At 44.3% G+C, this 22,074-nt stretch carries 18 protein-coding genes; 9 read left to right on the plus strand and 9 right to left on the minus strand.

What is annotated here, in order from left to right; genetic code table 11:
- Nucleotides 1-54: 54 nt before the first annotated feature.
- The 5 genes from L5L98_RS13850 to fkpA form a co-directional block, all read right to left on the minus strand.
- A complete protein-coding gene (locus L5L98_RS13850) occupies nt 55-297 on the minus strand; it encodes a YgjV family protein (protein ID WP_028761593.1) in 243 nt (80 codons plus the stop codon).
- 82 nt (nt 298-379) lie between these two features.
- Nucleotides 380-817 carry a PaaI family thioesterase gene (locus L5L98_RS13855; RefSeq protein ID WP_028761594.1) on the minus strand — a complete coding sequence of 146 codons (438 nt, stop codon included), beginning with the start codon at nt 815-817 and terminating at the stop codon, nt 380-382.
- 105 nt (nt 818-922) lie between these two features.
- Entirely contained in the window at nt 923-1,378 is a 456-nt protein-coding gene (locus tag L5L98_RS13860; RefSeq protein WP_198573840.1) for a hypothetical protein, read from the minus strand.
- Between the two features lie 110 nt (nt 1,379-1,488).
- Nucleotides 1,489-4,101: an extracellular exonuclease ExeM gene (gene exeM / locus L5L98_RS13865; RefSeq protein ID WP_263141753.1), complete on the minus strand. Its 2,613-nt coding sequence runs from the start codon at nt 4,099-4,101 to the stop codon at nt 1,489-1,491.
- 618 nt (nt 4,102-4,719) lie between these two features.
- On the minus strand, nt 4,720-5,487 hold the full coding sequence (gene fkpA / locus L5L98_RS13870; protein ID WP_131524662.1) for an FKBP-type peptidyl-prolyl cis-trans isomerase: 768 nt from the start codon (nt 5,485-5,487) through the stop codon (nt 4,720-4,722).
- 154 nt (nt 5,488-5,641) lie between these two features.
- Here fkpA and L5L98_RS13875 point away from each other — a divergent pair, with 154 nt between their 5' ends.
- The 7 genes from L5L98_RS13875 (at nt 5,642) to L5L98_RS13905 (ending at nt 14,783) form a co-directional block, all read left to right on the plus strand.
- Complete coding sequence (locus tag L5L98_RS13875; protein ID WP_028761597.1) at nt 5,642-6,592, plus strand: WD40 repeat domain-containing protein; 951 nt, start codon at nt 5,642-5,644, stop codon at nt 6,590-6,592.
- Nucleotides 6,593-6,601: 9 nt separating this feature from the next.
- Complete coding sequence (locus L5L98_RS13880) at nt 6,602-6,814, plus strand: SlyX family protein (protein WP_006080410.1); 213 nt, start codon at nt 6,602-6,604, stop codon at nt 6,812-6,814.
- A gap of 65 nt (nt 6,815-6,879) precedes the next feature.
- On the plus strand, nt 6,880-7,437 hold the full coding sequence (gene def / locus L5L98_RS13885) for a peptide deformylase (RefSeq protein WP_168824914.1): 558 nt from the start codon (nt 6,880-6,882) through the stop codon (nt 7,435-7,437).
- Nucleotides 7,437-8,840, plus strand: coding sequence for a COG3014 family protein (locus L5L98_RS13890; protein WP_263141758.1), 1,404 nt, complete (start codon nt 7,437-7,439; stop codon nt 8,838-8,840). The genes def and L5L98_RS13890 overlap by 1 nt, the downstream gene beginning before the upstream one ends.
- A 69-nt stretch (nt 8,841-8,909) precedes the next feature.
- The gene (gene lpoB / locus L5L98_RS13895) at nt 8,910-9,503 is read left to right on the plus strand and encodes a penicillin-binding protein activator LpoB (RefSeq protein ID WP_173246506.1); all 594 of its coding nucleotides are present in this window, start codon (nt 8,910-8,912) and stop codon (nt 9,501-9,503) included.
- Between the two features lie 256 nt (nt 9,504-9,759).
- On the plus strand, nt 9,760-12,393 hold the full coding sequence (pepN, locus tag L5L98_RS13900) for an aminopeptidase N (protein WP_173497345.1): 2,634 nt from the start codon (nt 9,760-9,762) through the stop codon (nt 12,391-12,393).
- Between the two features lie 497 nt (nt 12,394-12,890).
- Nucleotides 12,891-14,783, plus strand: a complete 1,893-nt coding sequence (locus L5L98_RS13905) for a methyl-accepting chemotaxis protein (protein ID WP_173497344.1) — start codon at nt 12,891-12,893, stop codon at nt 14,781-14,783.
- Nucleotides 14,784-14,917: 134 nt separating this feature from the next.
- Here L5L98_RS13905 and L5L98_RS13910 read toward each other — a convergent pair whose 3' ends face one another.
- Nucleotides 14,918-16,345 (minus strand): GGDEF domain-containing protein, encoded by a 1,428-nt coding sequence (locus tag L5L98_RS13910; RefSeq protein WP_263141763.1) that lies wholly within the window; start codon nt 16,343-16,345, stop codon nt 14,918-14,920.
- Between the two features lie 291 nt (nt 16,346-16,636).
- Here L5L98_RS13910 and L5L98_RS13915 point away from each other — a divergent pair, with 291 nt between their 5' ends.
- Nucleotides 16,637-17,590 (plus strand): DUF72 domain-containing protein, encoded by a 954-nt coding sequence (locus L5L98_RS13915; RefSeq protein WP_263141765.1) that lies wholly within the window; start codon nt 16,637-16,639, stop codon nt 17,588-17,590.
- 74 nt (nt 17,591-17,664) lie between these two features.
- Here L5L98_RS13915 and L5L98_RS13920 read toward each other — a convergent pair whose 3' ends face one another.
- The 3 genes from L5L98_RS13920 to L5L98_RS13930 all read right to left on the minus strand — a co-directional run bounded on the left by L5L98_RS13920 (nt 17,665) and on the right by L5L98_RS13930 (nt 21,181).
- Nucleotides 17,665-18,513, minus strand: a complete 849-nt coding sequence (locus tag L5L98_RS13920; RefSeq protein ID WP_263141766.1) for an isocitrate lyase/phosphoenolpyruvate mutase family protein — start codon at nt 18,511-18,513, stop codon at nt 17,665-17,667.
- A 134-nt stretch (nt 18,514-18,647) separates the two neighbouring features.
- Nucleotides 18,648-20,117, minus strand: a complete 1,470-nt coding sequence (locus tag L5L98_RS13925; protein WP_105252986.1) for an inorganic phosphate transporter — start codon at nt 20,115-20,117, stop codon at nt 18,648-18,650.
- Between the two features lie 248 nt (nt 20,118-20,365).
- Nucleotides 20,366-21,181, minus strand: a complete 816-nt coding sequence (locus L5L98_RS13930) for an AraC family transcriptional regulator (protein ID WP_173248684.1) — start codon at nt 21,179-21,181, stop codon at nt 20,366-20,368.
- Nucleotides 21,182-21,265: 84 nt separating this feature from the next.
- On the opposite strand from L5L98_RS13930, the gene L5L98_RS13935 reads away from it, so the two are divergent.
- On the plus strand, nt 21,266-21,997 hold the full coding sequence (locus L5L98_RS13935; protein WP_263141771.1) for a type 1 glutamine amidotransferase: 732 nt from the start codon (nt 21,266-21,268) through the stop codon (nt 21,995-21,997).
- Nucleotides 21,998-22,074: the final 77 nt, after the last annotated feature.

The following is a 22,074-nucleotide window of genomic DNA, read 5'->3' on the forward strand; positions in this document are numbered from 1 at the left end:
GACAATGGAGCGAAGTGCGGTGCAAGAAAGCGGAGTTAAGCTGATACACTGCCATTAACTGCTGGATAAGTCGGCTTCACGATAAAGCTTAACCAAATAATAAGTGTCAATCAGCACGATAAAAAAGTTAACTAAGGCAACAGGATAAGCCCCAATTGCCACACCGTAGGCCACAAATAAAGCCGCACCAATGAGATTCCACCAGCGCAGTTTCTTAATGTTTGACATCATCAGTGATATTGCAACGACCACTGAAGCTAAATAACCAACCCATTCCCAAATTGTAGCGTTATCCATATCCAATCCTTATCTATATATTATTTAAATCAAACGATTGATACGCCATTCACACCACAGGTAATAAGCTGGCTCATTGCATTTAGCGTTTAACGACAGCCGCCGTCATCCGTGAAATACAAGTCAGTTCACCCGCACTGTTGTGGATTAAAATCTCCCATACAGAGCTGCGCTTCCCTAAGTGGATAGGCTTAGCCGTGGCGGTTAATACCCCATTACGGGAAGCCCGTAAGTGGTTAGCGTTAATTTCTTGACCGACACAATAGTACTGCTCAAAATCCACCGCGAAATTTGCCGCATAGCTGGCAACGGTTTCAGCAAGCGCGACATTCGCGCCACCATGCACTATGCCCAAAGGGTTATGCACCGCCGGACTGGCAGGCATAGTGGCCTTCATGTAATCGTCGCCAATCTCACTGATCTCAATTCCTAAAGTCTGCATCAAGGTGCCTTTGCCACCCATACCGGCGTCTAAACGCGCGCAATCCTCTAACGTTACAGCTCTAAACCAAATACTCATTGCAACTTCCTAGTCAATAAAACCAATCAGCAGTTTACTGTGAAGTGGATGAAGTTCAACTAGTTTACTCTCAGCTGGTCACATCAATATCAGCAAAAATAAGGCTCAAACTAACCAAGATTTAACGGTACTTAGCTGACTAAACCAGACAAGAAATAATCCCCACACCACGACTACACTTGGCATAATTAACGCGTCAGCTCCTAGCATCACAGCCGCTTGCTGAATGCAAAATACATAGGTCATTTGCAACAAAATAGCGATAAGCGAGGCGACCAACACTTTATAAGCAATTAATTTTCTGAATAACAATAATAGGCATCCTAGAACCCCTGAAACCACGGCAAAGCCAAACACAGCATCAACCCAAATTGGCGTCGTTTCATAGAGTTTAATTTGATCTGGGCTCATCTGTGCGAGTGCATCTGGCGTCATAGTCATTTGCATCACAAAAGCCATCAGCCCCATGATATTCCACAACAAACTGAGCGTTGCGACAAAGTAAAACCACAGTGGCGCCTTGATATTCATGGTTTTCAGCGGATTTGAGGTGGTATCCATACTCACTCCTAATAAAAACTGAAAAAAAGAGATAAAAAAGGGATGGTTAACCATCCCTTTGTTTCAGTCTAGCTCACAAATTGCACTTGTGAGTTAACCCCATATACAGGTTAACGGCGACGACGCTGCAAACCAAACAAGGACATCAGTGCTAAACCTAAATAACCTAAAGCACCGCCATCATCTTTAGGCTTTGGCTCAGGTTTTGGCGGCACTACTGGCGCAGGATAACTTAAAGCAACAATCACAGGATCATGATCCGATGCAGAAAAAGCATTTTCAGATTTAGCCAGATCACCAGAGAACTTCTTAACGTATTCAAACAGATTAGATTCCACTGAGTTGATGTGCCAATCTTCAATATCCACTAAACGTTTGGCTAAGCTAGCATTGGCTAAAGCATGATCTAAGTTACCTAACTCGCCGTTATAGCTATAAGAGAAAGTGCTTGCACCGTGGGCTTTCGTGTTCAAGTTGATAAAGCCATAACCTTTTTCAATCTTGCTGCCTTGGCGTTCAAACACTTTGCCGTCGAGCGTCGTCCACGAAGCGGTCAGGATGTCACGCTCTGACTTGCTCGCATCGAAGTCGGTTAGTACACGGATAGGATCCTCCATACCATAGGCATTCATATCACCGATGATCAGTAAGTCGCCTTTCACATCTTTTAGCGTTTCACCCAAGACTTTGGCTGCAGATACGCGGAAAGCATTACACTTGCCCTGTTGATCGGCAGGATCAACTGACTCTTCGAAGTTAGCCCAATCTTCTAAACAGCCTGAGCCTTTAGATTTCAAATGGTTAACGACTACGGTCAGAGACTCATCATGGATTTTAAAGGTTTGCGCTAAGCTGTGACGTTGATAAGCATCATTGCCAGGGTTAGCCTCAGTTTTGCCATCTTTAGTACGAGTCACGCTGCCAGCACTGGCGTGCTGTTCTGGAGTACCGATAACTTGTGCGGCCCCCGCTAAAGTCACTTTACCACCACGGTATAACATGCCGACAGTGATCGCATCTGTGCCAAAGTACTTGCCGTCATACTTATCAGCATCGGTAATTTCAACAAAGCTATAGGCGTTTTCAGGCGTCTGCTTGTCATTTAGTGCATCGACTAAATCCTTAATCGCACTCTTCTCACCAAAACCGTTGTTAGCAATTTCCATCAAACCGACGATATCGGCGTTCATGGCGGTAATAGCGCTAACGATTTTAGTGCGTTGTAGCACCATTTCTTCCAGCGTTAGAGCGCCACGGTTACTGCCTGATGGGTTGGTATCGCCACCATCAACATCGTTAAAGAAGTTCAGCACGTTAAAGCTAGCCACGCGCAGATCACCCTTAGTTGCAACACTTGGGGCTTCGGTTCTATCGTCACCACGGATAAAATCACCCGCTGCAATAGTATTAGTCGCCACTAAACGATAAGCGCCGTAGCTATAACCAATCACACCTTGCAGGTTAGTCAGTTGGTCGCCAACACGGATGTAACCCGTTTCCACATTGAAATCAGGGAAGTATGGAATAACACCATTGGCAGGCTTGTAATCGGATTCGATAAAGAGTTGGTTCTCGCGGTTAGATTTAACTAATGCCGTTGCTTCAGCAGAAAGCGCTGGATACAGCTGTGTCGGCTTCATCAAAGGTGCTTGATATGACACTAGCATGTTATTGCGACTACTCGCATAGTCGAAGCTGAAGGTGCGGCTGATTTTAAGATCGCTGCCCGCATCTAAGGCCACATTCATGCCTTCATAGCGCTCTAATGCTTGCGCTAAGGTTTCGCCATCGGCCACATAGAAAGGTGCGGCAACAGGGACTTCACCCTTAGCGCCAACATCAAATTTCTTATCGGCTTTAATATCGATTTGAGTTAGGCCAAAGTATTCTTTCACTTTACCCTGCACACACACTTCAACCCCTGGTTGAATCGCTTCAGGTGCAGCTTCACCTAAGAATACAAATACACCATCAGAGGTATACGGTGAGTTATCACCCTTAACTTCTTGTAAGTAAAAACCTTTAAACAAGCTTTCACCACGGGCAGTCACTACGCCACGCACAGTCACTTCGGCTTCAGATTCGAATGCCCCTGCTGGTACAAATGGGCTCGACTCGCCCGCACCTTGTACTTGATAAATAGGCACAATTTTAGCGCCAGTACAGCTAAAGAGCGGCACTTCTGGCTCAGCAGGCGTTTCTAGAGAACCTAAACCAGAGAAGGTATCTTTAGGTAATTGTTCCCACTGGGCGGCATTAAATACTGTATTCGCCACTAACGCATCTAATTTACGTTTTAAGGTAACGTCTAATCCCCAACCCGTTGGCGTCGGCACATCACCAATAATATCGATGACGGCATCATCTTTCATTAAGGCAACCGCATCACCGCCATTAAAACTTAAACTACCAGAGTAACTATCAACCCCTTGAGCAACAGTAATAGTACCGCTAGTATTTAAAATAACTTTTGTCGATTTTGCCGCAATAGTTTGACCACCTAAAGCCACCATATCCGACGCAACAGTAGCACCATCTTTATAACGAACCAGTTTATAACCCGCGAGATCAATTGCCGTATCGCCGCTGTTATACAGTTCAATCGCTTTATTATTTGAGCTACCTTCAACATATTCGGTGATCATCACATCTGCGCTTGCCATCATAGGCAAAGCCGCTGCAACAGCTAAAGAAATAGCCGTTAATTTATTAACATTATCCATATCATCAACCCCATTATTATAATATTGCCGCTAACTTCTATTAACGTGCGAGCGGATTATTTCAGAGTTGAATGCGTAAAAAAAGAGGGCAAGATCGCACATTGCCAATGTAACACATTGATGAGTAACTAATTATAGACACCTCACTGTTCACCTAACAGAACAGGATGGTAAATCAAAAGTATTAGCCATGTAAAAACAAACAGTAAGATCAATACACATAAGCTCAAAGTATTTAGTGTCCTGCTCAAATAACAATCAATATTTTAATGTGATATTTTGATGATATTATTCGGTATGCAATACCTAATAAAATATAAGGAACACGGGTCCTTAAAAGGTAATGGATATAATTAAAACTTAATTTAGCATTCATTATTTTGAAATAAACATAACAATCAAACTTCTAAAGTTGATGATGGGTACCCTTGGTTATTGCAGCAGATTAATGTTGATAATGGGTATAAAAATGAAACATAGAGCCAGTCTGAGAACCAACGGCTGTAAGATAGTGAGCTCAATATTAAAACAATAATGTGAATTTTACAGACAAAAAAATACCGCTCATTTAGGAGCGGTATTTTCAATTGCGGCGTATTACACGTCGCAGCTAATCAATTACTTTTTAGCAGGTTCAGCTACTGGCGCCGCAGAAGCTTTCTCGATTGATTTCAACTCAACTTCGAAAATCAACGTAGAGTTTGGTGGAATAGTACCAGTATCACGTACGCCATAGGCTAATTCCGATGGGATCACAAACTTGAACTTAGCGCCAACAGGCATTAATTGCACGCCTTCAGTCCAACCAGGAATAACGCGATTCAAAGGGAACTTAGCCGCTTCGCCGCGTTTATAAGAACTATCAAACTCAGTACCGTCAAGTAAAGTACCGACATAATCCACTTCTACAGTGTCTTCTGCGGCAGGCTTTTCACCCGTGCCTGGAGTTAATACTTCATATTGTAAGCCAGACTCAGTTGTCACTACACCAGGCTTAACCTTGTTTTCTTCAAGGAATTTTTTACCATCTTCGATATTTTTCGCAGAAATCGCTGTTGCTTGTTCCTGACGTTTATCGTTTAACTTTTTATCTAGACCTTGAAGAATGGTTTGCATTTCTTCTTCGGTTAAACTTAATTGGTCATTCAGACCATTAGTGAAACCAGTGACGATCAGAGTGCGATCAACTGGCAGGCCTAATTCTTCTTGCTCTTTGATATGGCCAGACATATAACGACCGATTGAAGCGCCTACACTGTAAGCTTCTTTTTGAGCTTCAGTCGTTAATTCAACATTTGTACTCGTAGCTGCTTTTTCTTCTTGATTACAAGCAGATAGGCCAATAATAGCCAATGCAACTAACGATAATTTATAAATCGATTTCATTAAAGCTTCCTCAGCATCCTCAAGCGGTTACAATAACCTAAGCGTGACAACTTTATACTAGTTATCTCGGTTATACCAACTAGATTCTTTATGGGTTAACAGTGATTAATGTCACTTGATCAAGTCTAAAGACAACAACTTAGGGAGCAAGTTCATGAAGAAAAATCTACTGCTGGTAATTTGCACAGTTTTTCTAATCGCTTGCCACCCAAAAGCAGAAGATATCAGTGTTCTAACGACAGAACCCAGCTATAGCGCGAGCCTATCAAGTAATGGGCAATTCGCCTTAGTTGCCACTCAAAGTAGTGGAGTTCAATGTTGGGATCTCAGCACCCACACCCTCAAATACCAATGGATACATGGCGATATTAATACTGGCGTCACAGGTACAGCGATTTCTCCCAACGGGATATTTGCAGCATCGTTAAGCCGAGATTCAGTTGCTATGTGGAAAATAGCCGACGGTAAGCCTTTAGGTTGGTGGTCCTTACCTTCATCCGGTGAAAGTGTCGCGGTAGCCGATAATGGCGCACTACTTATTGGTTTAAATGATGGTTCAGTCATGTCGCTTAATGCCGAAAAATCTGCCTTAATCAAATTTCTTGGACACAAAGAGCGCGTCAATAGTGTTGCCCTCTCTGCTGATGGCCGATTAGCATTAACGGGGTCAAATGATATGCAGGCGATTCTCTGGCAGGCACAAACTGGCCAACCGCTTCATACGTGGACACTCGGCAGCCGTATAACCAAAGTGGCACTCAACGACAGTGGTAGTTTAAGTTTTACCAATGGCAGCACAGATGAAGCAAAGATCTGGGATAACACAAGCGGTAAGCTATTAAACAAGCTGGATATTACCCGTCGTCAAATGAACTTTTCAGCGGTGAGGTTTATCAAACAAGACAGCCAGATATTAACAGGTACGCCAGCGCGGGAAGTTATACTCTGGCAACGTGACTCGGGTAAACAAATTGAAAAATGGCAGGTTGCACTCACTAAAAACAGCCAAAATCGAGGAGCCGTTGTATACTCTGTGGCAATTCGAGATACCAATAAAGTCGTTAGTATCAGTAGCCAAGGCTTAGTTGAAACTTGGCAGAAATAGAGGTTAGCCATGCAAGGCGTACAAGCACAGATTGAAGATCTAGAAACCAAATTGGCTTTTCAAGAGCTCACAGTCGAAGAATTAAACCAAGAGGTCATCAAATTAAATCGACTGGTGGCTCACCAGCAACACCAAATTCACATGTTAATTGGTAAGTTGCAGGACATGGAACCGAGTAATATGGCGACTCAGGCTGAAGAAACGCCACCACCACATTATTAACACTGACGCTTTAGATATTAACTTTGATTAAAAAAACAGTTACTGCAAAATATCCAGGGAATGCGATGTTTAAACATTTAATGCCAAAAGAAACCCCAACTCTATTACCCATAGCGTTAGTGGGTGAACCCATTCTAAGGCAGACTGCAATAACAGTGCACCATTTCGATGCAGAGCTCGTGCATCTTGCCGAGCAAATGTCTGCCAGCATGGACGCTGCCAATGGCGTTGGTATCGCAGCCCCCCAAGTTCACAGCCCTTTAGCCTTATTTATTATGGCTTCTCGCCCTAATGAGCGTTATCCCGACGCTCCTAATATGGCGCCTGTGGTCGTGGTTAATCCGCAAATCATTAATGCATCAAGCGAGTTGGTCAGCGGAGAAGAAGGCTGCTTATCTGTACCGGGGCAAAGATTTACGATACAAAGACATCAAGCCATTGAAGTACGCTATCAAAATTTACAAGGCGAGTGGCAACAAACCGAATTAACGGGCTTTATTGCACGGATTTTTCAACATGAATTTGATCACCTTCAAGGGATCACATTACTCGAGCGTTCACTTATGCCAGAACAGACTCAGGCGATTTCAGCCCAATCCATCAAAAAAGGTGAAGCGCAATAATGAAACTGTCCTTCGTTACACCTTTTTCTCGCGCATTTATTGCACCAACCTTGGCAATGGGATTGGTTTTAAACTTATCGGGCTGCGCTTATAACAGTATTTTCATTAATTATCCTGCGCAGATTGAACCACTCAAACAAGAGCTTAATAGTGCGACTCCCATGGCCGATATCGACAAACTTGCCAGCAATATCAATGGCAATGACGGCTTACTCTATGCCCAAGAAGCGGGACGAATTGCTCAAGTCGCCGGCGATTTTGCTGCCAGTAAAACATATTATCAGCAAGCAGTAGATGCTTATACCGCCTTTGATGATAAGGCCAAAGTCAGCGTTAGTGACATTGGCGCAACAGCCAGCAGCTTAGTGTTAAACGACAATGCGATTCCGTACCGAGGCCCTGGGTATGAACGCATTATGCTGCACCAATACCAAGCTCTTAACTATTTGTTTAGTGGCGACTATCAGGGGGCTCTAGTCGAAGTTCGTCGCAGTAACGAACTACAGAGCAGCGAGCAAGAACGCTATCAAAAATCACAAAAGTCAGTTCAAGCCATGGCAAACGGCACCATAGATGCCGAGGTTAACAAACTAGGACAAGCTGCGGGCACAGTCACCAGTTCTTTCTTAAACGCTTACAGTTATTACACGACTGGCGTACTGCACGAAGTGCTGGGTGAGCCGAACGATGCCTATATCGATTATCGTAAAGCAGCACAAATCACTCCAGATAACACCTATTTACAGCAAGATCTGGTCCGCCTCGCCAAGCAACTCGGCATGCCACAATATGATGAGTTTAAGCGCCGTTGGGGCGATGCTAAGTTGCCCAATCCCAAAGATGGTCAAGTGATTTTGATGGTCGAGCGCGGCTTTGTGCCTGCAAAACAAGCTCTCACTGTACCTTTTACTATCCATGGTAACTGGCAGACAGTGTCACTCGCTACCTACATGCCAAACAATACTTTTGTGCCAGAGACGCAAGTGCAAGGTTTAGGTACAGTGCTGAAAACTGAACCTATTGCCAATATCGATGCCTTAGCCATCACAGCACTCAAGGAAGATCTGCCCGCGACGCTAGTTCGTCAAGTCGCTAGGGTCTATGCTAAATCTGAGATGGCCTATCAGATTGAGAAGAGTGGTAAACCAGGGAACAATGCTGCCGATATTGGCAGCATTGCTATGCAGATTTTTAACGTAGTAACAGAACAAGCAGATCGTCGTAGTTGGCTGACGCTCCCTAAACAAGCACAGATCGGGCGGCGTTATTTGAGTGCAGGTGAATACACTTTGCAGTTAGACAAAGCGCCACCGGCTAAAATTGATGTTGCAGCAGGCAAAACCACCTTAGTCTGGGCAATTGATACTGGTAATTACACCCGAATTTATTCAATAATCATTTAGCCTAGCGGTTGTGGTATTTGAATAAGACGTGTGTCATTAAGTTTATACAATCACAAAATGGAACTGACTATGAAACAATTTAAACTGATTTTTGTACTGGCTGCCGTTATGGGTCTAGCTGCATGTCAATCTAAAGTCGAATATGGCGATGCCACAGAAGTTGAAACCGTCAATGAGAACTTTGGCTCGACGGATCTACAAGCTATTGCAGCCAAGATGGTGGATAGCATGATGACTTTCCCTCCTATCGTGGCAATAACAGCCAATGACCGCCCGATTTTATTTGTTGACAGCATCAAAAACAAAACCTCAGAACATATCGACACTGAGTCTGTCACTGACTCTATCAGTAACAAATTATTGCGCTCAGGCAAGTTCCGTTTTATCGACATGACTAAAGTAGATTCAGTCCGTAAACAACTGGATTACCAAAACAACACTGGCATGGTTGACCCATCAACCGCCATCAAGTTTGGTCGTCAAATTGGCGCTCAATACATGTTATATGGCAATTTATCTAGCATAGTGAAGCAAGACGGTAGCACTAAAGACGTCTACTATAAGATGACAATGCGTTTAATGGATTTAGAAACAGGCCTTATCGAATGGTCTGATGAAAAAGAAATCCGTAAGATGAAGTCTAAGTCTTTCTTAGGCATGTAATTGTCCTATTGGCACTTAATTCTGCCAAACAGTAATCTCAAGAAGCCAGCGTTAACGCTGGCTTTTTTTTACATTTTTAACATTGGTAATCCAAGGTAAATAAGGTAGTGTACTCGGCCAAAATACACTGCGATGATGATGCTCAAAATTGGCGCTGGCGCGAGGGATAATTTGCCACAAAGGCAAACCTACACACACGATATTGAATGCAAACATCCAAGCAGAAAACAAAACAAATCGTTGAAGGATTTAAGTTGTGAACTTGTTTAAAGCCAGTCTCGTTGCCCTTACCTGCGGCACATTAATGTCGTGTGCAACCCAAAGTACACTCAATACGGGTCCACGTGATGCTAGCGCTTATATTAGCCAATATCAGGCTGCGCTTCGCTCGCAGGTCATCTCCGATATTCACTATGACTTGGATTTTCAGCTCACAGGGGATGCCGAGTTTTCCGCCACCTCCAAAGTGACATTTCAATTAAGTGAAGTGCCAAAACAACTGAGCTTAGATTTAAACAAGGCGCAGATAAAACGCTTTATCATCAACGGTACCGCCGTATACCCCAATTACAATGGCGCTTACATCAGCTTAAATACGCGTTTGCTCACCTCAGGTGAAAATACCATTGAAGTGCAATTTAGCCGTGCCCACAGCACCAATGGTGAAGGTTTACACCGTTTTAAAGATCCAATCGATGGCAAGGTCTACCTCTACTCTCATTTTGAACCCGCTGCAGCTCAGCAGATGTTCGCAGTATTCGACCAACCGGATCTCAAGGCTAACTATCAAATTACGGTAACAGCACCCAAAGACTGGCAAGTCATTAGCTCAATGCGTGAAAGCCAAATCACCCCAGCAGGTGCTTACAATCGTTGGACTTTCCCACAAACACCTAAGCTAAGCCCATATAACTTTTCGATGCACGCGGGCCCTTATCACATGTGGCAAGACAACTCAGGCCGCTATCCTATGCGCCTGTTCGCCCGTCAATCCGTTGCAAATCAAGTCACGGAGCAAGATTGGTTTACCTATACGAAACAAGGGTTAACTTTTTTCGATAATTACTTTGGTATTCCTTACCCTTTTAAGAAATACGATCAAATTCTAGTGCCAGACTTCCTTTATGGCGCGATGGAAAACGCAGGCGCAGTGACCTTTTCCGAAGATATCTTCCTTCATAAAGCGGCGATGACAGCAGATCAAAAGCAAAATCTTGCGGGCGTGATCATGCACGAAATGGCGCACCAGTGGTTTGGCGATCTCGTCACCATGAAATGGTGGAACGGCTTGTGGTTAAATGAAAGTTTTGCTTCATTTATGGGCACACTTGCGACTCAAGAAGCCACAGAGTTCACCAATGCTTGGCGTACCTTCTACGCTAAAGGCAAGCAAAAAGCCTATGAGCAAGACAGCTTAGTCACCACGCACCCCATTGAAGTACCCGTAGCAACTACTCAGAACGCCTTCGACAATATCGATGCTATCACTTACCAAAAAGGCGCATCAACGCTGAAACAATTACGCCATTTACTCGGCGACATGGTGTTTCGTCGTGGCGTCAGTAACTATTTAAAACAATACAGTTATCAAAACGCTGAGTTAGACGATTTTATCAATAGCCTAGGGAAAGCCGCTGGCCGCGATTTAAGTGCATGGACTCAAGAATGGCTCTACAGCGCGGGCGTTAACACCATCAAGGCGGAATATCGTTGTGAGGGCAACCGAATCAGCGAATTTAGCCTACGACAGCTCCCTGCAAGCGCAGAGCTACCCACATTACGTGAACAAAAAGTCCAAGTGGCTTTATTTACCCAAGGTCGCTTTGATCTGCGAAATGACATTACAGTGCCAGTGACTTACAAAGGCGAGCGTACTGAAGTTAAACAACTGATTGGTGAGCGCTGCCCAGACCTAGTCTATCCAAACTTTGATGATTGGGGCTTTGTGAAAGTCGAGCTTGATGACAAGTCATTTAATACCGCAAAACAACAACTGAGTAATATTTCCGATCCACTACTGCGATCTATGCTGTGGCAAAGTCTGTGGGACAGCGTCCGCGAAGGTAAATTGAGCTTAGATCAATACCTAAGCACAGTGTTTGTTAACGCGCCTGCTGAGACGGACTACACGATTGTTGGTCAGATCATCGATAGCATGTTGCGCTCAAAGGAATATCTCGCGCAGATCGCCCCTATTCAGCAAAACTACGCTGAAAATGCAATTAAAGGCTTAAGCCAAATGAGTCTGAGAAAAGCAATGGAAAATAAAGGCGATAATGACTTCCAACGGATCTGGTTCAATGCGTATGTCAGTTTAGCAAGCGACAGAGATTCACTGCGTCATTTAGCACAACTCATTGACGGTGAAACAAAAATAAAGGGATTAACCTTAGACCAAGATTTACGATGGGCAATCATCACCCAGCTTAATCGCTATGATTTTCCTAACGCGCTGCAGCGCTTAACCAAAGAGGCCACCAAGGATAATTCAGACTCTGGTGAAAAAGCGGCACTTGCGGCACAAGTGATCCGCCCTGAAGCGGCCGCAAAACGTCGTTGGTTAAGTAAAGTCCATCTAGACAGCCTGCCTTTCTCCAAACAGCGGATTATTATGCAAAATCTTTATCCTGCTGAGCAAAAACTATTAAGCGCAGCTACAGCGGAAGAGCGTCTGGCGAGCTTAATGGATATGGACAAAAAAGGGCCAGTATTTATGCGTAATTATAGCCATTTCCTCATCCCAACCGATTGTAATTACACTAGCATAGCGGCATTGGACAAAGTACTTGATCGCCAAACTGGGCTATCTAACCTTACCCGCCGTAATCTACTGGAAACCCGTCAAATAGAGCAGCGTTGTGTGCTGATCAAAAATAAGATGACTCACTAATATTAAGGTCATTTTAAAATTAACAAGGGGCTCCTAGGAGTCCCTTTTTTATGTTCTGTTACAGATGAGTCTTAAACTTGAACCAGCACACAAGATGCTACCCGCGCGAAATTATGCTCACTAACCTTTGATATAAACAAGCCAGCATTCTGAATAATGAATTAATCACACTCACAACCAGTGACATATTTAATTAAATTGTTAGCTTGAGCTTATGTGTTTTAACGGCTTACTGACGATAACCAATGTTATTTATCACCTGTAAAATATTATTCATCTCTTCAGTTTAGTCTACTAAGTTCCATCAGCTCATCAAATAAACAACCGCTGACGCAATCGTTATTGATATAAAAATCATGTAATTATTAAATTCATAAATTATGGGCGTCACTTCTAAATTTATTACTATAATTCTTCAATGATTTAATGTTTTGCCCCGTACTGCCGCTATACTAAAACAACGTTAGAGAGCTAACGGAATATAAAGGATATAGATTATGCGATCGACACTCAAAACACGGCTGCTGTTCAGCAGTCTTTCCGCTGTACTGATCACTATTGCTGTACTCGTAAGTATCTCTAGTTATTTCATTAGAAATAATGCGTTAGAAAACACTCAACATGAAATTGACCAACTAGCGATTACCTTTTCATCCGGCATAGGTCAGTGGATGCAAGACAGAAAAATGGCCATTACCAGCCTAAAACAAGTCGTTGAAGCCGATCCGAGTACAAATGTTACCCCTCATTTGCTGCAAGCGCATACTGCGGTTGACTTTGCCCTCACTTACTATGGCGACGAACAAGGCAACATGTATCGCCAAGATCCGTCGCTAAATACCGCGAATTATGATCCCCGCGTTCGCCCTTGGTATATGGACGCTAAAGCTGCCGGTAAAATGATCATGACGGCGCCCTACGTCAGCGCCACACTGAAAAAACAAGTCGTGACCATTGCCGAACCTGTAATGAGTTCTGGCCGATTGATAGGCGTTGCCGCAGCGAACTTAACCATAGATCAGCTAACCGATGCGGTGCAGCGCCTCGTAGTGCCGGGCGAAGGTTATACTCTGATGGTCGATAATGCAGGGCTCATTATTAGTCATCCCAATAGCCAGCTAAATACTCAACAACTCACTAAAATTGATAGTGATTTTAGTAATAGCTGGTTATCACAGCGCACTAATGCCAATACGATGGAAGAGCGAAACCTCGATGGTGCCACTAAGTTAGTCTATGTTGCGGCAATACCCTCAACAGACTGGGCGCTGATTTTCGTAATGGATAAGCAAGAAATCATGTCACAGGCAACCGATCTTGCTTGGTGGATGTCTGCCGTAGGTGTTGCACTATTGGTGCTGTTTGGTTTGATTTTAATCGCCATCTTTAAAATCCAATTTAAAGATCTCGAACGCGTTGCCCAAGCACTCAATGATATTGCCGAAGGCGATGGCGATCTCACTGTGCGCATTCATACTGCCAACAGTCACGATGAAATTGGTATGTTAGCTTCGGGTTTTAACCGCTTTGTAGAACGTCTACACGGTATGATTTCCCGCATGCACAAGATTGCGGGTCAATTGGAATATCAAGCCAAAGGAAGTAGTGCGTCGGCAACGGATAACAGTCAGCGCATTGAAGTACAGCAAGATGAAGTGACTATGGTTGCCACTGCGGTGACCGAAATGGCCAGCGCCACCGAGGAAATTGCCAGTAATGCTGAGCATACAGCGCAGACCGCTCAAAATGCGGTCGGACTTTCAAACCATGGCCATAAACAGGTAATGCAAAGCCAGCAATCTATCCGTAATTTAGCCAGTGAAGTCGAAACTGCAGGGCGAATTATCGGTGAACTGAACGAGCACTCACAAAAGATCAACAGCATTTTGTTGACCATTAGTGGCATCGCAGAGCAAACCAACTTACTTGCACTCAATGCAGCCATTGAGGCGGCACGTGCAGGAGAACAAGGTCGTGGCTTCGCTGTAGTTGCTGATGAGGTGCGTGTACTGTCACAACGTACGCATTCATCGACACAAGAAATTCAAGCGATGATCGAAACCCTACAACAAACCGCAGGCAAAGCCGTTAAGTCTATGACTCAAAGTCATGAAATGGCAGAAACCAGTGTGGCCGATGCTAATTCAGCCAGTGAAAGTCTGTTGCAAATCAGCAAAGCCATTAATGATATTTCAGATATGGCGAGCCAAATTGCCACTGCAGCCGAGGAGCAAACCTCAGTCACCAGCGAAATCAACCGTAATACAGAGTCGATTCGTGAAGTGTCAGAGAATCTCTCGATTGAGGCACAAACGTCTATGGTCCAAGCTCAAGAGCTCGCCCATTTAGCCGCATCATTGCAGCAGGAAGTTAATCGCTTCAAACTGTAATCAAAAGCCTTATTTTATATAAAGATTACATCAACAGTTCCATACAATAATGCCCGCAAGTGTCAGTGACATTTGCGGGCATTTCTTTACATATTATTTCTTTATAGACTTACAATGGCTTACCTAAAGCAAGCTTAAATGATCTTCATCGCTTTATTTTCAGGAATATTGGCCTCAGGTCGAAGCTCAGCATGTACGTTTCTTAATCCTTGATAACCCATTTCAATTCGATTTCCGCCATTCTTTTTAGCTTTATACATAGCGGCATCGGCACAGGAAATAAGCTGTTTCTCATTTTCACCGTGCTCTGGATACAGAGCAATACCGATACTCGGCAGAATATGGATCTGCTGTTCGGCAAGCTCGAAGGGGTGCTCGAATACTTGCAATATTTTTTGCGCGGCCAGCAGGGTATTATGTGCTGAATCAACTCGCTCAAGTAAGATGACAAACTCATCCCCCCCAAAACGCGCAACGGTATCTGAGCCCCTCACACAACTGACTATTCGCTGCGCTGTCACTTGCAGTAATAAATCGCCCACGCTATGACCAAAAGTATCGTTAACCCACTTAAATTTATCTAAGTCTAAATAAAGCAAAGAGAAATAACTTGATTCCCTATGGGCTCGAGATAGCGCCTTTTGAAATCTATCGTAAAAAAGCTCACGATTGGGTAACAAGGTTAACTGATCATAAAGTGCAATATGCTCTAATCGCGCGAGCATTTGTCGACGCTCAATCGCAAAGGCTATTTGCGTAGAAACAAACTCCAATAACTCACGGTCTTGATGTGTATATGAAGCCGAAGTGGGCAAGCTATGCATAATCAAAGCGCCGATAACGCCTTTCTGTAGCTTTAGCGGCACACCCAGCCAACTTAAACAGCCATTACCCAAATCTTCACGAATCGCTTGGGGATAATCAGTTAAGGTCACGGGACACAGGAGTAAAGACCCAGCACTGCGGATCACTTGGTCAGTGAACACACTGAAACTTGCAATATCAATAAGCGAATCCTCGCCAGTAGCGGCTTTATAAGGAAAACTTAATTCATTTAAATCTTGATCGTACAATGCAATAGCAAAGTTTGCTGCAGGCAATAATTTAGCAATAATTTCATGAATTCTACGATATAGGGCTAGCAAGTCCTCAGCGACATGCACAGCCTCTGAAATCTCATATAAGGCTGCTTGTCTACGTTCGGCATTTTTGCTCTTAGAAATATCTCTAGCGACTGCGACACGTTGTTGATAAGCATCGGACCAACGTGCAGACCAAAGAATATCGACGATAACACCATCTTTACGCACATAACGGTTTTCAAAATCGACTTTAAAGCGACCAGCCATAATTTCATTGGCCGTTGCGAGAGTGCGTTCCCTATCCTCTGGAATGACAAGATCTAGCATCTGCATACCCATCATTTCTTCTGGGGTATAGCCAAAAATACGTTCTGCCCCAGCACTCACAAATTCAAACCTCCCCGTTTTATCGACGACACAAATAGCATCCAAGAGAAGGTCGATAAAATTGCTTAAGGAAGTGTAGCCATCATTATTCACGTAATTCTCCAATAAACGTCCGTCTTTGGCTAAGTCCTAAGTTTGATCATAAGCATAAAAATAATAATAACGCACTATTAGAGTAGGTTAATTTTCAATGTCATTCCAGAGTTGGCTCAGTTAAGTCCGACTTTTACAGAGTTAAATTCAAACAAAATCAAACACAATACTTAAGGCCATCGGTGGCACTATTTGACTATGGACGACAGATATCGGCACAATGCCCTAAAATGTTGGTCAACATCAGGGCGCTGCTTTGGTACGCGCAAATCGCATTAAAGGAATTTATTTTTGGACCGATTGTGCTCTCCGTTACATCAACCCAACTATTTTCGCCTTGGGCTTGCCATGTGGTCGCACTCGAATTGGCAAGAAAGTGTGTATGGTCACGGAACTAAACAAGCGGAGCGACTCGCCCGTTACGCGACAATATTCAATACTGTCGAAGGGAACACCAGCTTCTACGCAACGCCTGCACAGCAAACGGTAATGAATTGGCACAGTGCCACGCCAGAGAGCTTTCGTTTTACCTTCAAACTACCGCAAACCATCACTCACCAAAGATTATTGCAACACTGCGGCCAAGAATTGAAAGATTTTTTCCAGATAATGACACCATTAATCGATAAAACAGGGATCTGGAAAATTCAACTGCCCGCCCATTTCGGCCCAGAAAACTTGCTTGCGTTAGCGCAATTTCTAGATCAAATCCCCCAAGGGTTAACCTATGGCGTCGAAGTCAGGCATGCTGCGTTTTTTGCTAAGGGAGATGCCGAGCGTGCGCTTAATCGATTACTCATCGATAAAAAAGTGAATCGCATCATCATGGACAGCAGGCCCTTGTTTGCACTGCCGCCCTGCAATGTCGCGATTATCGACGCTCACAAGAAAAAACCTCGAGTGCCAGTGCATGCGATTGCCACCGCCAATAATCCAGTGGTGCGCTTTATCGGCCAACCAGACGATGCCGTAACACAACTCGCACAGCAAGGCGTTACTGCTTTACCTAAGGATAACGATGCCTTTTTTGATAATTGGCTCACCCAACTCCCGCAGTGGCTCGCAGAAGGTCGAGAACCCTATCTGTTTATCCATACTCCCGACAATGAAGCCGCGCCTGAACTGGCCATCCGTCTCTATCAAAAATTGCGCAGCCAAATTGCAGCGCACATTCACCTCGCCGAGCTACGCCTGCTTGATAAGAAACCTGAGGAGACAAGCACGCAGATGGGACTTTCTTGGTAAAACGCGCGCTAAGTAAAACGGACGTAAGAAGAAACCCACGGCAAACTCGCCGTGGGTATAGATGAAAAACAGCTTTAACTCGGGATAAATAAGTTATTCATTTGCTCAAAATCAAGGGCAATGGCTTTAGGTATTGAACCGTTATCAACGGCAATAACCGCATCTTTTGGCTGCAGCTGAAACGGCTTTGCCTTAATTGAATTTAACAAAATTGGATTAAACAAAGTGTCATAGGCTTGTAAAAATGAAGCCGGACCGGTGGAAAAACGCTGCACACCTGCGGCAAATAACTCGCCGATATCCATCTGCTCATTCAATAGCATAAAATTCAGTGGCATATCCACAGCGGCAGACAAGCGCTTAGCGGTCTCGACCTGATTAGCGCCAGGGATAAAGCCGCCATCAGCGCCCGCAGCCTGATATTGAGTTAACCTATCGATTGTCATAGCGACCGCGGCATCACCACTGGCTAAGCCCAGTAAATACACATCGGTTCGCGCATTAATAAATAATCCTTGGCAACGAGGATGTGTGCGAATAGCCTGAATTTTTGCCACCATCTCAGCAACACCTGCACTGCCATCCTCAATATTAATCCCTGCTACGCCAAGCTCAGCGAGCTGCGCAACAAAAGCAGCAACCTCATCGGGATCTTGGCTATAACCAGATTCAATATCTATCGTCACAGGCACTCGGCTCAACCGTAGGATATGGTTCACTGCGTCCAATAAAGCCGCTTTAGGTAGCGCTTGGCCATCGGGATAACCGAGCGACCAAGCCAATGCCGCGCTACTGGTCGCAATCGCACGGGCGCCCGATGCTTGGATGATGGCCGCACTGGCGGCATCCCAAGCGTTAGTTAATATCAGCGGCTCTGATTGTTGATGTAATGCTTTGAAAAGTATTCTAGATAGCTCAGCCATCTTATGTCCTTGTTGGTGTTGAAGGCTCAACTCTAACAAGATGGCTTAGGTAATTATCGCGGGAAACGGCACTGAACCGAAAAACCAAGCCCTCAAGGCTTGGCTATGTGAGCATTCAACTTGAGTATTCTTGGCTAACCCCAAAGTGCATTGGCAAGGATAAACACACTCGCGGAGAGCAACATAGTAATAGGTAGTGTCAGCAGCCAAGCAAGCATGATCTGCTTAATGGTTTGGATCTGAAGCCCTGAACGATTAGCCACCATAGTGCCCGCTACAGCGGAAGACAAAATATGAGTCGTCGATACCGGCATCCCCGTCATACTGGCAATCCCAATAGAGACGGCAGCGGTGACCTGCGCGGCAATGCCTTGGCTGTAAGTCATACTCGATGAACCAATTTTTTCCCCCACGGTATATACAATCCGCCGCCAACCCACCAACGTGCCGCACCCCAGCGCAGTAGCAATGGCAATAATCACCCAAATGGGCGCATACTCAGTAGTTCTAGTGAGATCTTTTCGCCATTTAGCCAATGAACTCAAATCCTTAGCAGGAAGATCCAATTTAGCCACTTGGCGAGCAGTATCATCGATGCACAACAATAAACGTCGCACCTCGCGTCGCTCTTCTACATCCATATCTTTGTAAGTCGAGACTTTTGCTAAGCGACGGTCAAGCAACGACATCGCCGGTAATACATTGGCAGATGAGCAATGGGCCAGCATATATTCGGGAACGTTGACTAAGGCTTTAAAGTCGATAACATCCGCGATAACGGCTTGGTTACGGTCATAAATCGCCATAATGCGACGATTAGCATCTTGAGTTCTTTCTAAATCATAGGGTTGACTGCCCATGTCCAAGGCAAAATAAGCCGGTGCCATACAAATCAGCACTAGCATCACTAAACCTATCCCCTTCTGTCCATCGTTAGAACCATGGGCGAAACTCACCCCCATAGCAGAGATAATTAAACTCGCCCTTGCCCAAAATGGAGGGTGTTTTTTACCATTAATCTGCATCTGCTCATCTGGGGTACGGTGAATTTTATGTTTCTGCCAAACGTATTTCATGATGAGCAAAAAAATCCCTGCCATCACAAACCCTAAGGTCGGCGAAATAATCAAGGACAGCATGATCTGCGTTGCTTTAGAGACATTAATGCCCTGTAGGATAGGCTGATGATTTATCCAAGCGAACGCGCCACCCACGCCCATTATCGAACCAATCAAGGTATGGGAACTCGATGCCGGAATACCAAAATACCAAGTACCTAAGTTCCAGATAATTGCCGAAAATAGCAGGGAAAACACCATCAGCAAGCCTTGGATTGAGTCCATACCGAGCAAGGAGTCTACGGGTAATAAATGCACTATCGCATAGGCCACCCCTAACCCCCCTAACAACACACCCGCAAAATTAAATAGTGCAGAGGTAACGACCGCCAGATTTGCCGGCATAGCCTTGGTATAGATCACCGTCGCCACCGCATTTGCCGTGTCGTGGAAGCCATTAATAAATTCGTATGCCAGTACAAAAAGTACGGCAAGGACTAAACCCACCGACCACGCAAAGCCTAACGTTGTGAACATTTCAAACATAAAATACTTACCCATGGCGAGAACGCCCACAGATTACGCCCAAGTTTGGGGTCTTTTACAGTGAAAAATTGTTTAGATTGTCAAAAAGTGAATTAGCCCCCAATAACTCAGTAGCATGCTTGCAATTACAACTGGCTTGATTTTATTCGGCCAAATGAATATTTGTTCCGCAAAAAGGTGCAATATATTGATTCAATATTAAATAGTTCAACTAAAAGCAGTGTTAAACGCCATAAACCGTAACAGGGTTATATCCCATGATCGCCTAACCGAAATCGCTGTGGCGTCATCCCAAAACGCTCCTTGAAGGCTTTGATATAGGATGAATCATTTTGATAACCAATTTGGTGGGCCACATTCTGTATTGATAGGTCAGTGGCCAATAACGACAGCGAATAGATCAGCCGTAAATGTTGACGCCATAATACGAATGAAGAACCAAACTCCCTCACAAATAGCCTCGACAATGTTCGTTCCGATGCCCCAACCATCTCACCCCATTTCACTAAAGAGAAATCTAAAGCTGGCGTTTGGGTTAAATGCTCAAAAATCAATTTTAGGCGCCTATCTTGCGGTATCAGTAACTTGAAAGTCTGTCCTTCCGCACTATTAATTTGATCATATAACACCTCAAGCAAACGCAGTATTGGCGCCTGAACCATTGGATCAACATTCGTTGGGGTATTAAAAGCACATTGTTTTCTGAGCGTTAGCACTAACTCCCTTATAAAAGCACTCATGGCGACGGGCTTAACCATGGCACCATAATCTCGACCATACATAGGATTCAAATAGACACCAATAAAGCAGGTATCTGTAATCGCAACAGACTCATGCATGACACCTGCAGGCACAAAAAGCGCTGTGGTATGGGGGACCAAAAAAAGTGCCTCATTTGCCTCTGTCTGTAACAGGCCTTGAAGCGGAAAAATAAGCTGATGCCAACAGTGCTGATGTAAAACATCCACATAACCCTTCTGCATCTCAATCGTTTTGACAAAAGAAGGCATATTAGGCGCTTGCTCAATAATGGCGTTAATCGAATCGAGTTGGCGACTTAGCATCATTACTTGTCCATATAACGTTATTCAGCCAAATAAAAAGGATTGTAGCATAGCGTTATCCCATAAAAGACACAGGAAAACTCGATGCGCATTCATTGCATTATCCATGAAAGCTATGAAGGTCCAGGCTATTTTAGCGATTGGGCTGCAAGCAAAAACTACAGTATGAGCTTTAGCAGAATCTATCTAGATGAAGCTTTACCCGACAATAGTGATGGTTTTGATCTATTAATTATCCTCGGTGGCCCTCAGTCTCCCGCGACATGCCAAAACGATTGTCCATATTTTGATAGCCAAGCAGAACAAAGGTTTATCAGACAAGCTATCCAAAAAAATAAAGCCGTTGTGGGGGTTTGTCTTGGGGCACAGTTAATCGGAGAGGCATTAGGAGCCCGTTATCAAAAGAGTCCACATGCCGAGATTGGTTACTTTCCTATTGAACTGACTGCGGCAGGAAAAAGTGATGTTAACCTTAAGACATTTTCGACCACTGAAGTGGTCGGCCACTGGCATAACGACATGCCTGGCCTCACTCCCGATTGCGAAGTGCTCGCCACAAGTGAAGCCTGCCCGCGGCAAATTGTACGTTACACACATTTAGTTTTTGGATTTCAATGCCATCTTGAATTTATCAGTAGCCAATTAGCGCCATTAATTGCTCAAGAAAATGCTTTTTCTAGCACACAGAAAATGCCATACATTCAAAGCCCTGAGTTCATACTGGGGCAATCAACGGCTAGGATGAATCAGTTGCTGGGGCATTTTTTAGATAATCTAGTCCTAACCTATCAAGCCGTATATACCCAAACAACCTGAAGCTGCAGGATTCTGCGGGCTAAGCCAAAACAAAAACGCCAGCTAAGTTAGCTGGCGTTTTAGATTAATGACTCACT

Source organism: Shewanella sp. SM23, assembly GCF_025654295.1.
In the GTDB taxonomy this organism is placed as follows: Bacteria; Pseudomonadota; Gammaproteobacteria; order Enterobacterales; family Shewanellaceae; genus Shewanella; species Shewanella oncorhynchi.

Excerpts from the sequence above, each read along its gene's own strand:
- L5L98_RS13850 (WP_028761593.1), bottom strand. The coding sequence starts at position 297 with ATGGATAACGCTACAATTTGGGAATGGGTTGGTTATTTAGCTTCAGTG.
- L5L98_RS13855 (WP_028761594.1), bottom strand. The coding sequence starts at position 817 with ATGAGTATTTGGTTTAGAGCTGTAACGTTAGAGGATTGCGCGCGTTTA.
- L5L98_RS13860 (WP_198573840.1), bottom strand. The coding sequence starts at position 1,378 with ATGGATACCACCTCAAATCCGCTGAAAACCATGAATATCAAGGCGCCA.
- exeM (WP_263141753.1), bottom strand. The coding sequence starts at position 4,101 with ATGGATAATGTTAATAAATTAACGGCTATTTCTTTAGCTGTTGCAGCG.
- fkpA (WP_131524662.1), bottom strand. The coding sequence starts at position 5,487 with ATGAAATCGATTTATAAATTATCGTTAGTTGCATTGGCTATTATTGGC.
- L5L98_RS13875 (WP_028761597.1), top strand. The coding sequence starts at position 5,642 with ATGAAGAAAAATCTACTGCTGGTAATTTGCACAGTTTTTCTAATCGCT.
- L5L98_RS13880 (WP_006080410.1), top strand. The coding sequence starts at position 6,602 with ATGCAAGGCGTACAAGCACAGATTGAAGATCTAGAAACCAAATTGGCT.
- def (WP_168824914.1), top strand. The coding sequence starts at position 6,880 with ATGTTTAAACATTTAATGCCAAAAGAAACCCCAACTCTATTACCCATA.
- L5L98_RS13890 (WP_263141758.1), top strand. The coding sequence starts at position 7,437 with ATGAAACTGTCCTTCGTTACACCTTTTTCTCGCGCATTTATTGCACCA.
- lpoB (WP_173246506.1), top strand. The coding sequence starts at position 8,910 with ATGAAACAATTTAAACTGATTTTTGTACTGGCTGCCGTTATGGGTCTA.
- L5L98_RS13905 (WP_173497344.1), top strand. The coding sequence starts at position 12,891 with ATGCGATCGACACTCAAAACACGGCTGCTGTTCAGCAGTCTTTCCGCT.
- L5L98_RS13920 (WP_263141766.1), bottom strand. The coding sequence starts at position 18,513 with ATGGCTGAGCTATCTAGAATACTTTTCAAAGCATTACATCAACAATCA.
- L5L98_RS13925 (WP_105252986.1), bottom strand. The coding sequence starts at position 20,117 with ATGTTTGAAATGTTCACAACGTTAGGCTTTGCGTGGTCGGTGGGTTTA.
- L5L98_RS13930 (WP_173248684.1), bottom strand. The coding sequence starts at position 21,181 with ATGCTAAGTCGCCAACTCGATTCGATTAACGCCATTATTGAGCAAGCG.
- L5L98_RS13935 (WP_263141771.1), top strand. The coding sequence starts at position 21,266 with ATGCGCATTCATTGCATTATCCATGAAAGCTATGAAGGTCCAGGCTAT.